Origin of the sequence: Photobacterium sp. GB-56, assembly GCF_003026105.1 — a bacterium.
Classification (GTDB): domain Bacteria; phylum Pseudomonadota; class Gammaproteobacteria; order Enterobacterales; family Vibrionaceae; genus Photobacterium.
In genome coordinates, this window is sequence record NZ_PYNW01000001.1 from 463,051 (window position 1) to 477,533 (window position 14,483).

13 protein-coding genes and 1 pseudogene are annotated in these 14,483 nt (G+C 40.0%); 10 read left to right on the forward strand and 4 right to left on the reverse strand.

What is annotated here, in order from left to right; translation table 11 throughout:
* Window positions 1-40 precede the first annotated feature (40 nt).
* The 5 genes from pspA (at window position 41) to C9J42_RS02150 (ending at window position 3,953) form a co-directional block, all read left to right on the forward strand.
* On the forward strand, window positions 41-706 hold the full coding sequence (pspA, locus tag C9J42_RS02130; protein WP_107205709.1) for a phage shock protein PspA: 666 nt from the start codon (window positions 41-43) through the stop codon (window positions 704-706).
* A 56-nt stretch (window positions 707-762) separates the two neighbouring features.
* Window positions 763-990: an envelope stress response membrane protein PspB gene (gene pspB / locus C9J42_RS02135; RefSeq protein WP_006646015.1), complete on the forward strand. Its 228-nt coding sequence runs from the start codon at window positions 763-765 to the stop codon at window positions 988-990.
* On the forward strand, window positions 990-1,376 hold the full coding sequence (pspC, locus tag C9J42_RS02140; RefSeq protein WP_005367018.1) for an envelope stress response membrane protein PspC: 387 nt from the start codon (window positions 990-992) through the stop codon (window positions 1,374-1,376). The genes pspB and pspC overlap by 1 nt, the downstream gene beginning before the upstream one ends.
* A 157-nt stretch (window positions 1,377-1,533) precedes the next feature.
* Window positions 1,534-2,931 carry a YcjX family protein gene (locus C9J42_RS02145; RefSeq protein WP_107287019.1) on the forward strand — a complete coding sequence of 466 codons (1,398 nt, stop codon included), beginning with the start codon at window positions 1,534-1,536 and terminating at the stop codon, window positions 2,929-2,931.
* Entirely contained in the window at window positions 2,928-3,953 is a 1,026-nt protein-coding gene (locus C9J42_RS02150) for a YcjF family protein (RefSeq protein ID WP_107205711.1), read from the forward strand. Before C9J42_RS02145 ends, C9J42_RS02150 begins: the two co-directional genes overlap by 4 nt.
* Window positions 3,954-4,033: 80 nt before the next feature.
* Here C9J42_RS02150 and C9J42_RS02155 read toward each other — a convergent pair whose 3' ends face one another.
* Entirely contained in the window at window positions 4,034-4,540 is a 507-nt protein-coding gene (locus C9J42_RS02155) for a hypothetical protein (RefSeq protein ID WP_107205712.1), read from the reverse strand.
* A gap of 189 nt (window positions 4,541-4,729) precedes the next feature.
* Here C9J42_RS02155 and C9J42_RS02160 point away from each other — a divergent pair.
* From C9J42_RS02160 to tyrR, 3 genes and pseudogenes are all read left to right on the forward strand, one after another.
* Window positions 4,730-6,091, forward strand: a pseudogene (locus tag C9J42_RS02160) (DUF1800 family protein).
* 10 nt (window positions 6,092-6,101) lie between these two features.
* A complete protein-coding gene (locus C9J42_RS02165) occupies window positions 6,102-7,253 on the forward strand; it encodes a DUF1501 domain-containing protein (protein ID WP_107245462.1) in 1,152 nt (383 codons plus the stop codon).
* A 290-nt stretch (window positions 7,254-7,543) separates the two neighbouring features.
* Window positions 7,544-9,082, forward strand: coding sequence for a transcriptional regulator TyrR (tyrR, locus tag C9J42_RS02170; protein WP_107205715.1), 1,539 nt, complete (start codon window positions 7,544-7,546; stop codon window positions 9,080-9,082).
* A 79-nt stretch (window positions 9,083-9,161) separates the two neighbouring features.
* On the opposite strand, the gene C9J42_RS02175 is transcribed toward tyrR, so the two are convergent.
* Window positions 9,162-9,743 (reverse strand): methylated-DNA--[protein]-cysteine S-methyltransferase, encoded by a 582-nt coding sequence (locus tag C9J42_RS02175; protein ID WP_181316921.1) that lies wholly within the window; start codon window positions 9,741-9,743, stop codon window positions 9,162-9,164.
* A gap of 75 nt (window positions 9,744-9,818) precedes the next feature.
* Here C9J42_RS02175 and rimJ point away from each other — a divergent pair, with 75 nt between their 5' ends.
* The gene (gene rimJ, locus C9J42_RS02180) at window positions 9,819-10,415 is read left to right on the forward strand and encodes a ribosomal protein S5-alanine N-acetyltransferase (RefSeq protein WP_107205716.1); all 597 of its coding nucleotides are present in this window, start codon (window positions 9,819-9,821) and stop codon (window positions 10,413-10,415) included.
* A 66-nt stretch (window positions 10,416-10,481) separates the two neighbouring features.
* On the opposite strand, the gene pyk is transcribed toward rimJ, so the two are convergent.
* Together pyk and C9J42_RS02190 are read right to left on the reverse strand one after the other, a co-directional pair.
* Window positions 10,482-11,927 (reverse strand): pyruvate kinase, encoded by a 1,446-nt coding sequence (gene pyk, locus C9J42_RS02185; RefSeq protein ID WP_107205717.1) that lies wholly within the window; start codon window positions 11,925-11,927, stop codon window positions 10,482-10,484.
* Between the two features lie 238 nt (window positions 11,928-12,165).
* The gene (locus C9J42_RS02190; RefSeq protein WP_005367039.1) at window positions 12,166-13,023 is read right to left on the reverse strand and encodes a MurR/RpiR family transcriptional regulator; all 858 of its coding nucleotides are present in this window, start codon (window positions 13,021-13,023) and stop codon (window positions 12,166-12,168) included.
* Between the two features lie 371 nt (window positions 13,024-13,394).
* Between C9J42_RS02190 and C9J42_RS02195 the strand changes: the two genes are divergently transcribed.
* Window positions 13,395-14,213 (forward strand): sugar nucleotide-binding protein, encoded by an 819-nt coding sequence (locus tag C9J42_RS02195; RefSeq protein WP_107259498.1) that lies wholly within the window; start codon window positions 13,395-13,397, stop codon window positions 14,211-14,213.
* The last annotated feature ends 270 nt before the right edge of the window (window positions 14,214-14,483 follow it).

Genomic DNA, 14,483 nt, shown 5'->3' on the forward strand with positions numbered 1-14,483 from the left:
CGTGATTACTGTGAAATGGGTTTAATCAAGGAGTTTAATGATGGGTATTTTTTCTCGTTTTGCTGATATCGTAAATGCTAACGTGAACTCGTTACTGGATAAGGCTGAAGATCCACAAAAATTGATCCGTCTTATCATCCAAGAGATGGAAGATACATTAGTTGAGGTACGTACATCTTCAGCGCGTGCATTAGCGGATAAAAAAGAGTTACAACGTCGTATTCAAGCGATTGAATCACAAATTACAGATTGGCAGGAAAAGGCGAGCCTTGCACTGCAAAAAGGTCGTGAAGATTTAGCCCGTGCAGCACTGATCGAAAAGCAAAAACTGGCTGATGTCGCATTAACGCTCAATGAAGAATACAAACTAGTAGAAGAGACGATTGAAAAATTGTCATTAGAAGTCGCTGAACTTGAGCGTAAGTTGCAAGAAACACGCGCTCGTCAACAAGCGCTAGTGACGCGTCATAAAGCCGCAGGCACTCGCCGCGATGTTCGTCGTCAGCTAGATACAAGTAAAGTTGATGAGGCGATGTCTAAGTTTGAGCAATATGAACGTCGCATCGATGAAATGGAAGCAGAAGCAGATAGTTATAGCTTTGGTCGTGGCAAAAGCTTAGAGTCAGAATTTGCTGATTTACAAGCACAAGACGAAATTGAAAAAGAACTTGAGCGCTTAAAAGCGAACATCAAGGATAAAGAGTAAGTACAACTAAGTTATCGTCGTTGTTTCATTGATTCTGCGCGAAAGGAGAACAAATAATGTCAATGGGTTTTATTAGCGTTCCATTAGTGGTGTTCATGATTATTGTCGCACCGCTATGGTTAATCCTTCACTATCGTAGTAAACGTCAAGCCGGTGAAGGGCTGTCAGGTGAAGATCAGAAAAAGTTAGAGACCTTGGTGGCACGCGCAGAAGATATGCAAGAACGTATTGTGACGTTAGAGCGTATTCTTGATGCAGAAGTACCAAGATGGAGGCAAAAATAATGAGTAAGACCTTATACCGTGATCCTAAAAAAGGAAAATTGGGCGGTGTGTGCGCTGGTTTAGCTGAATATTTCGGTGTTGAAATTTGGTTGGTACGTATTCTTGCTGTTTCAGCCTTCTTACTTGGCTTGGGCTTTTTTGCCACGATTGCTTATATCGCCGCATGGTTAATTTTAGATAAAATGCCACCACAGCGAAAAGAGCAACAAGATACTTATACCGAGCACAACGTAAAACAGAAACCGTGGCAGGCGGGTCGCTCTGCGCATCAAATTTTACAAAAAGTGGAATCAGAATTTGATACCGCCGAAAAGAAAGTACAACAGATGGAAGCGTATGTTACATCTTCTGCATTCAAAGTGGATCGCGAGTTCAATAAGCTTTAATTATCCATAAAGCTTAGCCTAATGAAGCAGGTGCTGATCAATGTCAGGCCTGCTTTTTTCCGTTATAAAGGCGTAATATATTTAAATCACTTTATTGATAATTATTAGAATAAAGTTGTTAAACCTAAAACAAAAATGAAAACAACTAGGGTTAATCATGAATCGAATCAGTAATGAGTTGAATAAGCTCGTTAATAGAAGTTTGGATCGACACGTTCGACTTGCCGTTACAGGATTGTCTCGAGCGGGTAAAACGGCCTTTATTACTTCTCTTATTAATCAATTACTGCATGTAAGTACGAATGCTCGCCTACCTATGTTTAGTGCGATGCGTGACGGCCATTTATTAGGTGCAAAGCGTGTTCCTCAGTTAGATCTGCATGTGCCTAAATTTGGCTATGATGAAGGAATGCAATCAATTATGTCGACGCCTCCTGAATGGCCAGAGCCAACAAGGGATGTGAGTCAAACGCGTTTAGCACTTCGTTATAAGCCTCAGAAAGGGGCATTGAAACTATTTCAAGATACCGCCACGTTGTATTTGGATATTATTGATTATCCCGGCGAGTGGTTATTAGATTTACCGTTACTTGATTTAGATTTTACTCAATGGTCGGCACAACAAAGCCAAGTACTAAAAGGTAAACGTCTTGAATTAGCTCAAGATTGGCTTGCTAAAACCGAGATGTTTGATCCTTTTGCACCCGCAGATGAAAAGCAGATTGAAGAAATATCGAAGGCGTTCACCGAGTATTTGCATCAATGTAAGGCAGAAGGGGGATTACATTGGGTTCAACCAGGACGTTTTGTTCTGCCTGGTGAATTAGCTGGTGCACCTGTTTTACAATTTTTCCCGCTCCTGTGGAATAAAAAGTACACAGAAAAACAGCTGATTGATGCAGATGAAAGCACCAATATTGGGATGCTTAGAAATCGCTATAAGTATTATCAACAGCATGTTGTGAAGGCGTTCTATAATGATCATTTTTCAAAATTTGATCGCCAAATCATATTAGTTGATTGCTTACAGCCTCTTAATTCGGGACCTGAATCGTTTAATGATATGCGTCAAGCGTTGGATCAGCTGATGCAAAGTTTTAAATATGGGCGTAGCTCGTTACTGCGTCGTCTATTTTCACCGCGTATTGATAAAGTACTCTTCGCTGCAACCAAAGCCGATCATATTACGCCTGAGCAGCACTCGAATTTAGTCGGATTATTACAGCAGCTAGTGAATGAAGCATGGCAAACCGCTTCCTTTGAAGGCATTAAAATGGATTGTGTTAGTTTGGCATCGATTCAAGCGACTGAGCCTGGCTTTGTGACTCACAAAGGGCAGCAAGTCCCTGCATTAAGGGGGACCGATTTGTTAGGTAATGCACAAACTCTCTTTCCCGGAGAAGTGCCAAAACGGTTACCAAACGTTGATTTTTGGCAGCAGCAGAGCTTTGATTTTATTAATTTCCGTCCCTTGCTACAGCAAAGTGACGAGCCTTTGCCGCATATCCGAATGGATAAAGCACTTGAGTATTTGTTGGGAGATAAACTGCAATGAGTGAACCGTTAAAAAGTAAAATTGTTTTTGATGATCCAACAGTTAACCAAGAACAACGCAATATTGCGTCGAAATTGGAGTTTGCTCAACAAGCCGATTTTTTACCTGAAGCAATAGAGCAACAAGAAACTGAAATTGAAAAAGATCTCAAACAAGTATTAGCAGCGAAACCAAAGCGTCGTTATGGCTTTTTAAAAGGGGTAGTGGTTGCAGGCGCGGCAATGGTGGGGTGGCAGACGGTTGACCATGTTGTGACAGCTTATCAAACAGCAAATTGGTTATCGCTTGGCTGGAGTGCATTGGTTGCCAGTATTGCCGTAGTTGGTATCGGTGCATTGGGGCGGGAGCTTTTGACGTTACGACGGTTAAAATCACGTCAAACAGAGCGTGATGAAGCCCAACTCTTACTTGATGGTAATGGCATTGGTAATGGTAAAGCTTTTTGTACCAAACTGGCACAGCATAGTCAGATTAGTAGTGATAACTATGGTTATGATCGCTGGACGAATTCGTTAGACGCGACGCACAATGATCGCGAAATACTTGAGCTTTATGATCGCTTAGTGGTCAGCCAGCAAGATAAATTAGCTCGAAAATTAGTGGCGAAATATTCCTCAGATGCCGCGGTGATGGTTGCATTAAGCCCACTAGCAGTGGCTGATATGTTGCTGGTGGCATGGCGTAATTTGCGCTTAATTGAACAAGTTTCTCGAGTTTATGGTGTCGAATTAGGTTACTGGTCTCGCATTAAGCTACTTAAGCTGGTATTGGCTAATATGGCATTTGCAGGTGCATCTGAAGTGATCACTGATTTGGGGATGGATATGCTCTCAATGGACTTAGCGGGTCGTATGTCTACCCGCGTTGCGCAAGGGGTGAGTATTGGTTTATTGACCGGAAGACTAGGCTTAAAAGCGATCAGCTTAGTACGTCCTTTACCATGGTTACCGGGAGAGCAACCCAAATTAGCTGAAATACGAAGCGATCTATTTAAACAGCTTGGTACCAAAGAAAAAGATTAACTAGATATTCCACTATTAAGCGTAAATTGAAGTGGTTAAGTGGTCAGGGAGAATACGACTCTTTGACCACTTTGTTCATCTTATTTAACGATAGCGAGACTTTCATCTCCAGGCGCATAGCCAAATTTAATATTTTTAATGGTGCTATTAAGTTGAATATTACGAATTATAACTGGCATCGAAGTTCCGAGTGCGGTAGACACGCCTGCCCATCCGTTTTCTTGTGCAGATAGCACAATATAAAGTGTGCCTTGCTGTTGCTTAAAATAAAGTACTTTAGCTGCATCGGGGTAGGGGAGCGTTGCAAGTGCTGCTTGTTCTGCAATGTATTTTAAGTCTATTTTACCGTTACGAGGTTTTTTACAAGTATCAGTAAAGGCAGTTTTATCAAAAGGATCTGTACCACCTGCCTGAATAAAATCTGCCATTTTTTGTTGGTACTGATCCATGTCTTTTGGCAGTGATAAAACAAATTCACCGTTACCACATAGATTTTCTGCCGTCGTCTCGACTTGCTTGGCTGAGCTTTGTGCATCGCAACCAAATAGAGTGATGACTAAGGGAAGTAATATGCTCAGTTTATTCATGATTTACTCTATTGTTAAAAGAATCAGCTTAAACATAAATAAGAGTTGGGGTGTTAGAAGATTGAAAATTAAATACTTATTTTCTTGTTATGTCGTCAAGATAGCATCTTTACAACACTTTACATTCTCTGAAGCTTATTTACGTTAGAGTCGTTATCGTATCCTTGGGTTAATGATAAGGACAACAAGGTGAATTATTATCCAACGGCAGCCATCATCACTGAGCAACGATTTGGCTTTGGCCCCAAACTGAATGATCAGCATGTATTAACGCTGGCAGAGCAGATCTCAACTAAACCATATATTGATACCGCTCTACAGTCTTTACCTTCGACGAATAATATTTTGGTTCAGATCGGTCAATTTAATCAACAGCGTAAAAAATTAAAAAAATCCCCGAATGAAAAGCGTGCCGTTCAAAAGCAGGTTAATCAATTTTTTAATCTGAGTTATGAACAGCAAGTATCTGCACGTAATCTACAAACATTGCATTCCTCCAATAGTTTTCAAGAACGTTTAATTCAATTTTGGAGTAACCATTTTGCAGTCTCTGCCGATACGCGCAAAGTAAAACCGATTATTGCTGGGATTGAGAATGAGGTAATACGCCAACACTGGAATGGTAATTTTGCCGATATGCTTCAAGCAACGATTAAGCACCCAACAATGTTGATGTTTCTCGATAATAATCTATCGATAGGGCCTGATTCTAAATTGGGTAAGAAACGCCATAAGGGACTCAATGAAAATCTCGCTCGTGAAATTATGGAGTTACATACCTTAGGGGTTGATGGCGGTTACAGTCAGCAAGATGTTATCCAATTAGCACATGCGATAACAGGCTGGATGGTCAGTTTTGATAAGCAAAATCCTGGGTTTAAATTTGCAGCTTGGGCGCATCAACCTGGTGATGTGATGTTATTAGGTCAGCGTTACGCACAAACAGGGATTGGACAGGGAGAAGCGTGCTTAAAAGATCTTGCATTGCATTAACAAACCGCAAGGCATTTGGCAACTAAATTAGCTCAACACTTTATTGGCCAGCCCAAGAAGGAGCTAGTGGATGATTTAGCCGGTGTTTATCTAAAAAATAACGGTGAATTACAGCCTGTTTATAAGAGATTATTGCAAGAGCCTGAAGTGAATACGGCTGCGCCTCTTCGGTTTAGAACGCCGCAAGAATGGTTATTTGCGCTTTTACGTAGTGCTGATCTCAACCCATCGGAACACAAAATTACTCAACAATTGAGGTTGTTGGGACAACAGCCATTTATGGCAGGTTCTCCGGCGGGTTGGTCTGATCAAGATAGTGATTTCAATAGTTCTTCAGCGTTGATACAACGTTGGCAAGTAGCAAATACATTTGCGGTACTTGCGGTAAGAGAAGCGAAGAAGAAAAAAGTCAAACCGCTTCAGTTGGTAAAACAAGTGGTCAATAATCTTTATGGAAAAGATCTTGATCAACATACAGAGCTTGCAATGAATAAGGCTAACGGTGCGATAACGAAGTTGGTTTTATTATGGCTAAGCCTACAGTTTATGTATCGATAGCGAGATCGTGATGGATAATATATTTGATCGCCGTATGTTCTTAAAATCTTTAGCTGCGGTTGGGGTATGCAGTGCATTACCATCTGTCGCTTTTGCGAAAACACAGTCGGCAAATATTTTTGTATGGATTACATTGCGCGGTGCAATGGATGGGTTAAATGTGGTTGTACCCTATGGAGATAAAGACTATTTACCGCAAAGACCGTCGATTGGATTACATAAAAATCAGCTTAATAAACTCGATGATTTCTTTGGTTTACATCCAGCACTAAAGAGTTGTTATCAGTGGTATCAACAAGGCGAGATGGCTTTTATTCATGCGTGTGCATCACCTTATCGTCAGCGCTCACATTTTGATGGGCAGAAAGTATTAGAAAATGGAACTGAGGATCCGTTACATCGAGATGGTTGGCTAAATCGCTTTTTATCTGTTGATAACAAGCAGCATACGATAGCCATAGATTCTGGTTTACCTTTAATTGTTCAAGGTAATGCCCAAGCTGATAGTTGGTATCCACATAAATTGAAGATTAAGCAGCAACAAGCTGAATTGTTGCAGGATATGTATCAAAGCGATCAGACGTTATCTGACAACTTTATTAATGCATTAGACATTGAAAAAATGGCAGGTCATGTAAAAGGCGGCCAACAATTTCATGCTTTGGCGCAACAAGCAGGGAAATTTTTAACGTCGGAAAATGGACCGAATATTGCGGTATTAGAGTTAGGTGGATGGGATACACACGCAGGAGAAGGCGCGGTTAAAGGTCGTTTAGCGAGCCAATTAAAGAAACTTGATGAGGGACTTTCAGCTTTAAAATCACAGTTAGGTGAGGCTTGGTCGCGAACGGTGGTTATAGCCGCGAGTGAATTTGGCCGAACAGTTGCTGAAAATGGAACTAAGGGAACCGATCACGGTACGGCTAACGCAATGTTGATAGCGGGAGGTGCGGTGAGTGGAAATCAAGTGATAACAAAATGGCCAGGGTTAGCGAAATCTCAGCAATACAAAGGAAGAGATTTAGCTCCAACGACGGATATTCGCTCTATATGTAAAACGGTATTGCATTCACATTTAGGGGCAACAACTAAGCAACTCGATATAGTTTTTCCTAGCTCAAGTGAGCTACCTATCATGAATGATTTAATCCGTCATACTTAAAATAAAGGCGCTGTTAGTTCAATAGATACTAAAAGCATAACGTTATTTTTTAATTATAAATGGCTTGATTCTGAGCAGGAGACTTGACTCAATTTAGCGTTAGTCGCACACTGTTAAAAGTGTCAGGAATTGTTGACACCTAAGTGTAAACTCATATTAATACCTATATTTTTGTTTGTGGTATGAGTTGAAATTGAAGAATTAAGTCATTGCTTTTTGTTGTTGTTATTCTGATAAGCCGAATGTTTCGAACTTAACAATGGAAAGTTTATATTGAGAAGGCGTAAAGAATGAGACTACAGGTATTTTGTGAAGATCGGGTTGGAATGACTCGCGAGCTACTCGATATTCTGACTAGTCAGGAGATTGATCTTCGAGGGATTGAAATTGATCGCATTGGTATCATTTATCTCAATTGTCCTGAAATTGAATTTGAACAGTTTAGTCATCTAATGTCGCAAATAAGGCAGTTAGATGGCGTAACAGATGTAAGAAAAATAAATTTCATGCCGAGTGAACGTGAACATACAGAGCTTTCTGCATTACTTCAAACCTTGCCTGATCCCTTTTTTTCCATCGATTTAAACGGAAAAATTGATTTTGCCAATCAAGCCGCTGAAAGGTTATTGGCTCATCATCAGGGATCACTTTATCACGAAAATGTTCATACGCTCTTTGGCTTTAATGTTCAGCGTTGGTTAGAAACAAAACAGGCTGAAAAACATACTGAGATGGTGGTGATTGCAGGTTTAGATTACCAAATGGAAGTCATGCCTGTTTATATTAACGATGAAACCGATATACCTGTTTTTGCCAGTGCTCTTATTCTTCTAAAATCACTGTCTGAAGCAACCATGCCGATTGTGACTCGCCAGTTAGATGGCGACAGTGGTTTTGAGCATTTAGTCGGGCAATCATCGCGTTTTAAGCATTTATTAGCTCAAGCGAAAAAGTTGGCTTTATTAGATGCACCGTTATTGATCCAAGGTGAAACGGGAACAGGTAAAGAAATGTTAGCCCGCGCATGTCACCAACGTTCTATACGACGAGAGAAACCATTTTTAGTTGTAAACTGCGTATCTATGCCTGATAACGCCGCCGAAACTGAGCTATTTGGTTTTGCTGGCAGTACAACCGAGCCAAGTAAAAAAGGTATTTTTGAGCAAGCGGATGGTGGTACTGTTTTCTTGTATGAAATTGGTGAGATGTCAAAACACCTACAAATTAAATTACTACGCTTTTTACAAGATGGTACATTCCGACGCGTGGGTGAAGAAGCTGAGAAAAAGGTTAATCTTCGCGTAATCTGCTCTACCCAGAAAAAGCTACCAGATTTAGTTGCATCAGGTGATTTCCGCGAAGACTTATATTATCGCTTAAATGTTCTTGCTTTGGTTGTTCCACCATTACGTGAAAGATCGGCAGATATAGTACCGTTAGCTGAATTATTTTTAACTCAGTTATCACAAGAATTACATCAGCCTAAACCTCAGCTATCTGAGGAGTTGGCAGAATACTTAAAGCAATATGCATGGCCTGGTAATATTCGCCAATTACGTAATGTGCTATTCCGTGCGATGACACAACTTGAGAATACGGTCATGACATCAGATGATGTACAGTTACCTGAAAATGAATCAAGTAGTATTATCAGTGATGAAATATTAGATGGTTCTCTTGATGAGATCATGAAACGTTATGAATCTGGTATTTTATCGAATCTTTATCGAAGTTACCCATCTACCCGCAAATTAGCGAAACGGTTAGGCGTATCACATACTGCCGTTGCTAATAAATTACGAGAATATGGTTTAAGTAAGCGTAGCTAATTACTGTGGATATAAAAGAAAAAGAGATAATATTTATTATCTCTTTTTTGTGAACTCGAAAATCAATCTAGTATTGGCGTTATGCTATTTCATGTTGTGGTTCTTTAATAAGAATGGCTTTACCTGACTCTAATGCAAGTAATAGCTCTACCATTTCAGCACCATAACGATAGCCGCAAAGATTTTGATTGCTATTAAGTACACGGTGACAAGGGATAATGATAGGAATAGGATTTACATTCTTTGCCATGCCTATAGCTTGGCTTGCAGCTGAATTGCCAATATCAAGCGCGATTTGTTCGTAACTGGATGTTTCACCGAAGGGAATATCAGCAATAGCATGCCATATTTGCTGTTGAAACATCGTTCCTTGAGGAGCGAGAGGGAAGGTAAAGCGTTTACGTGAGCCTAAGAGATATTCTTTTAGTTGCCTAATGAAGGGTCTCATAAAAGAGGGGTTATGCTGCCATGACTCATCAGGGTAATAGCCAGGACTATTGACAGTTAACCTTCTTAAGCCTTGATGGTCGGCTAGCAACATAATGCTGCCTAGTTCAGTTTCTATACAATCGTAATACATCCATAACTCACTAAATGCGTTAGTAATTAATAACATTGCTAAGCTAAGATTAACAGATAACAGTTTGATAACATATAACAATATGTTTATTAGTTATGCTAATCTTACGACAATGCTCAGCACCTCTTATTAACATCCTTGTGTCGAGGTAATAGTTTGTTCCATTCAATTATAAACCGTTCATCCACAATTGCGCTTGATGATATAAAAATTAGGCTTATTTCTAGTCAGGATGTGGCAAAGATAACAACGTATTATCAAAAAAATCGTGATTTTCTCAAAGCCTGGGAGCCGATGCGTAATGAATTGTTTTATTCAGAGCTGGGTTGGCAAAAAAGAGTCGAACAAATAGCTACCTTACATCGTCATGAAATGGCATTTTATTTTGTGATTGAAGACCGAAGCACTGACGATATTATTGGCGTGATTAACTACAGTAATTTAGTGAAATTTCCTTTTCATGCGTGTCATGTTGGCTACTCCCTTGATCAAGACTACCAAGGGCGAGCTATTATGCGTCGGGCATTAAAAGAGACGGTGAACTGGATGTTCGAAGTAAAAGGTTTTCATCGCATTATGGCCGCCTACATGCCACATAACAAAAGAAGTGCCAGCGTACTACACTCCGTCGGTTTCGAAAAAGAAGGGCTAGCAAAAGCGTACTTATTAATTGATGGAAAGTGGCAAGATCATGTTCTAACGTCATTGATTAATCAGCAGTGGACTGCGCCAGTTACGTGGTCAGCGCCTTAAAAATAAGTAATAAAAAAGGCAACGCGAACGTTGCCTTTTAGTGCGTTTTTGTACGAGATAAATAGATTACTCGACAGTTAGAATACGCATATTGTTAGTTGAACCAATGGTATCCATCACATCACCTTGAGTGATGATCACAAGATCGCCCACTTTAACAAATCCAGCATCACGAAGTACATCTAACGCATGTTTTGCCGCTTCTAAACCAGCATCGCTATCACGATTGAAAAATACAGGTGTTACGCCACGGTATAATGAAGCTTGGTTTAAGGTATTTTCGTTACGAGATAGTGCGAAAATGGGTAAACCGGAGGTAATGCGCGACATCATCAACGGTGTACGACCCGATTCAGTCATTGCAACCATCGCTTTTACGCCTTCCATGTGGTTTGCAGCATACATGGTTGACATTGCAATCGTTTCTTCAGGCGATGAGAAGAATCGATCTAAACGGTGGTTAGACACGTTAATACTTGGCTCTTTTTCTGCGCCTAAACAAACACTTGCCATTGCTTTTACAGTTTCTTCAGGAAATTGTCCCGCAGCCGTTTCCGCGGAAAGCATGACGGCATCGGTACCATCAAGTACAGCGTTAGCAACATCCATAACTTCTGCACGTGTTGGCATTGGGCTAGTGATCATGGATTCCATCATTTGTGTTGCTGTAATCACCGTACGGTTTAAGCTACGAGCACGGCGAATCAGTTTCTTTTGCACACCAACAAGTTCAGGATCGCCGATTTCAACACCAAGATCACCACGAGCAACCATAACAACGTCAGATGCAAGGATGATATCGTCCATTGCTTCGGTTGTTGCTACCGCTTCAGCACGTTCAACTTTAGCGACTAATTTTGCATTTAGGCCTGCTTCAGTGGCTAATCGGCGCGCATATTTCATGTCTTCGCCATTACGTGGGAATGATACGGCAAGATAATCAACGCCCATTGCCGCAGCTGTTAAAATGTCGGCTTTATCTTTATCTGTTAGGGCTTCTGCTGAAAGGCCGCCGCCTTTTTTGTTAATGCCTTTGTTATTTGATAATGGGCCGGCGACTGTCACTTCAGTGTGTACTTTATTACCTTCAACAGCTGTTACTTTTAATTGTACACGGCCATCATCTAATAGCAGGATGTCACCTGTTGTCACATCTTTAGGTAATTCTTTGTAGTCGAGACCGACAGCAAACTGATCGCCTTCGCCTTTAGGTAGATCACTATCAAGGGTAAATTTATCACCAATAGCAAGCTGGATTTTATCTTCTTTAAACGTAGATACGCGAATTTTAGGGCCTTGTAAATCACCTAGAATTGCTACGTTTTTACCAAGCTTAGCTGCAATTTCACGTACTTGCTTAGTGCGTTGGATATGATCTTCTGGGCTGCCGTGAGAGAAATTCATACGTACAACATTGGCACCTGCCGCGATGATTTTTTCAAGGTTATTATCACGATCAGTTGCAGGACCTAAAGTGGTTACAATTTTTGTACGTCTTAGGCGTTCAGTCATGTGAAACTCCAATTTATAGAAACGAGCTTTATTGAGCACTTGGTTTGAGAGTGATGATTACCAAGTCGGCAATAAAACATGAGATAGTTTTGATACCATATCTCGCAGATTTTGCTTAATGATGTATATCAAAAGACAATGAACTGTCACTTTTGTTATTCATTTTTGTTGTAACAAAAAATATGTAATGAAAACGTTGCGAATAAAAAAGCGAAGCTAAGGCTTCGCTTTTAAAGTGTTACAGCGTTGAACTGTCTTTAGAAAAGCGGGAGTCTTTAAGCGATTCTTTTACGCGCTTTAAGTTATCTCTAAACCCTGCACCACGACGAAGAGTAAACCCTGTTGCTAACACATCAATAACGGTCATTTGTACAACACGGCTCGCCATTGGCATGTAAATATCAGTGTCTTCTGGTACGTCTAGGCAAATAGATAAGGAGCATTCACGTTCTAACGGTGAATCTTTTGCCGTAATACCAATAACCGTTGCTCCATTAGCACGCGCCATTTGTGCAATTTCAACCAAACTTTTAGTGCGACCTGTGTGAGATATAACCACGACGACATCGCCATCAGAGCAGTTAATCACGCTCATGCGTTGCATCACAATATCATCAAAACAGACAATAGGAATGTTGAAACGGAAAAACTTATTTTGCGCATCGTGAGCGACGGATGCAGAAGCGCCTAAACCAAAGAAAGAGATTTTTTTTGCTTGTGTTAACAGATCGACAGCGCGGTTAATCTGCATCGTATCGAGACTATTTTTTGCGACATCTAAACACGCCATTGTTGATTCGAAAATTTTAGCGGTATAGGCATCTGGCCCATCCGTTTCTTCAACATTACGATTTACATAAGGCGTACCATTCGCAAGGCTTTGCGCTAAATGTAATTTAAAGTCAGGGAATCCTTTAGTATCTAAGCGACGGCAAAAGCGGTTAACGGTCGGTTCACTAACATCCGCCATTTTGGCAAGTGTTGCGATACTTGAGTGGATAGCTGTTTGTGGGGAGGCAATAATAACTTCGGCGACTTTACGCTCTGATTTACTGAAGTGTTCTAAGTTATTTTGTATTTTTTCTATGGTGTTCATAGCTAATAATGCACTTCGTTATTGAATTTCATTTGTAGCAAACTTGTCATCAAGATGCTTGTTTAATGAAACTATACTACTTAATTTTGACTATCTCCTAGCTAATCAGCGCTTTTTTAAGGCTAATTTTATTAGTTTTTGACAGGGATCGACTTTTGGCTTTCAGTTTTGAAACTCTATTCGATGAATAATTACAAAAAAAGAGCGGATACAGAAACTTTGTGTGTATTCCTTTCATATTTAAGGCGTTATTTTACAAAGTGAAAAATTATACTGATGTAATTTGTTATCATTTTTAATTAGAAACTTAAAGCTTCAAGCCATTGGTGTTATTTTTCTTATATGGATTTGATGTAATTTGAGGCTGAAAAATGAATATTGCTATATGCGGTTGTGGTTGGCTTGGTTTGCCCTTAGCAAAGGCATTATATAAAAAAGGCCATAACGTTTACGGTACAAAAAGAAATGAGAGAGAGGCGAATGCTTTAAGTGCATATGGCATACATGGGGTGCCAATGCAGTTACCATTAACAGAAGATGTTCAAGTATCATCTTTAGCAACGATGTTAGCAAGTGATGTGATGGTGATTAATATTGCTGCCGGTCGCAATAGTATTGATAAAGAGCAGCATTATCAGAATGTGTTATCCCTTTCTAACGCGGCTTATCAATCAGGATGTCAGCGCATTATATTTATTAGTACAACGTCAGTTTATGATGGACGTAAAGGCCGTGTGGCTGAAGACGATGATGTGATGCCATTAACCGATTCTGCTTTGACACATGTGAAGATTGAAAATAGTTTGCGTACTCAATGGGGTGATCAATTAACGATAGTGCGGTTATCGGGGCTGATTGGTGAAGACCGTCATCCTGTCAAATTTTTAGCGGGTAGAAACGCTTTAGAAGGAGGCAGTAATCCCGTTAATCTTATTCACCTAGAAGACTGTGTTGCAGCGATAGTAAGGTTGGTTGGTATCAAAGATAGTATGCCTGTCTTACATTTAGCGTCTGATTTTCACCCTACACGTAGTAAGTATTATACTCAGATGGCGAAGCAATTATCATTGCCATTGCCGGAGTTTTTACCTGATGATGAAAGTAGTACTGCAAAAGTGATTGATGCTGCGAAGACATTAACGAATCTAGGTTATGTTCTTAAACATAGAGATTTGATGCTGTCTAAATAGATAAAAAAAACGCTGAACAACAGTTCAGCGTAAAAATATGCAATTAAAGGATAATTGCAGTGGCAATAAGGAGTATTGGAAGAAGTTCGACGGCCAGTTAAACAATTCTCACCAATATTATGGATTCTATATATTCAGACTTTGAATTTTAGGTTTGGTTCAAAACTTTTTAAAAAAATAGTTTTCAGGCAAAAAAACACACAACAATACCGTTTTGAGTACTTAAGTCATCTGAATAGATAAAAAAAATCCCATTAAAAATGTTTTAAT

What these genes read in the sequence shown, in the direction of transcription:
- pspA (WP_107205709.1), top strand. Translation starts at nt 41, where the DNA reads ATGGGTATTTTTTCTCGTTTTGCTGATATCGTAAATGCTAACGTGAAC.
- pspB (WP_006646015.1), top strand. Translation starts at nt 763, where the DNA reads ATGTCAATGGGTTTTATTAGCGTTCCATTAGTGGTGTTCATGATTATT.
- pspC (WP_005367018.1), top strand. Translation starts at nt 990, where the DNA reads ATGAGTAAGACCTTATACCGTGATCCTAAAAAAGGAAAATTGGGCGGT.
- C9J42_RS02145 (WP_107287019.1), top strand. Translation starts at nt 1,534, where the DNA reads ATGAATCGAATCAGTAATGAGTTGAATAAGCTCGTTAATAGAAGTTTG.
- C9J42_RS02150 (WP_107205711.1), top strand. Translation starts at nt 2,928, where the DNA reads ATGAGTGAACCGTTAAAAAGTAAAATTGTTTTTGATGATCCAACAGTT.
- C9J42_RS02155 (WP_107205712.1), bottom strand. Translation starts at nt 4,540, where the DNA reads ATGAATAAACTGAGCATATTACTTCCCTTAGTCATCACTCTATTTGGT.
- C9J42_RS02165 (WP_107245462.1), top strand. Translation starts at nt 6,102, where the DNA reads ATGGATAATATATTTGATCGCCGTATGTTCTTAAAATCTTTAGCTGCG.
- tyrR (WP_107205715.1), top strand. Translation starts at nt 7,544, where the DNA reads ATGAGACTACAGGTATTTTGTGAAGATCGGGTTGGAATGACTCGCGAG.
- pyk (WP_107205717.1), bottom strand. Translation starts at nt 11,927, where the DNA reads ATGACTGAACGCCTAAGACGTACAAAAATTGTAACCACTTTAGGTCCT.
- C9J42_RS02190 (WP_005367039.1), bottom strand. Translation starts at nt 13,023, where the DNA reads ATGAACACCATAGAAAAAATACAAAATAACTTAGAACACTTCAGTAAA.
- C9J42_RS02195 (WP_107259498.1), top strand. Translation starts at nt 13,395, where the DNA reads ATGAATATTGCTATATGCGGTTGTGGTTGGCTTGGTTTGCCCTTAGCA.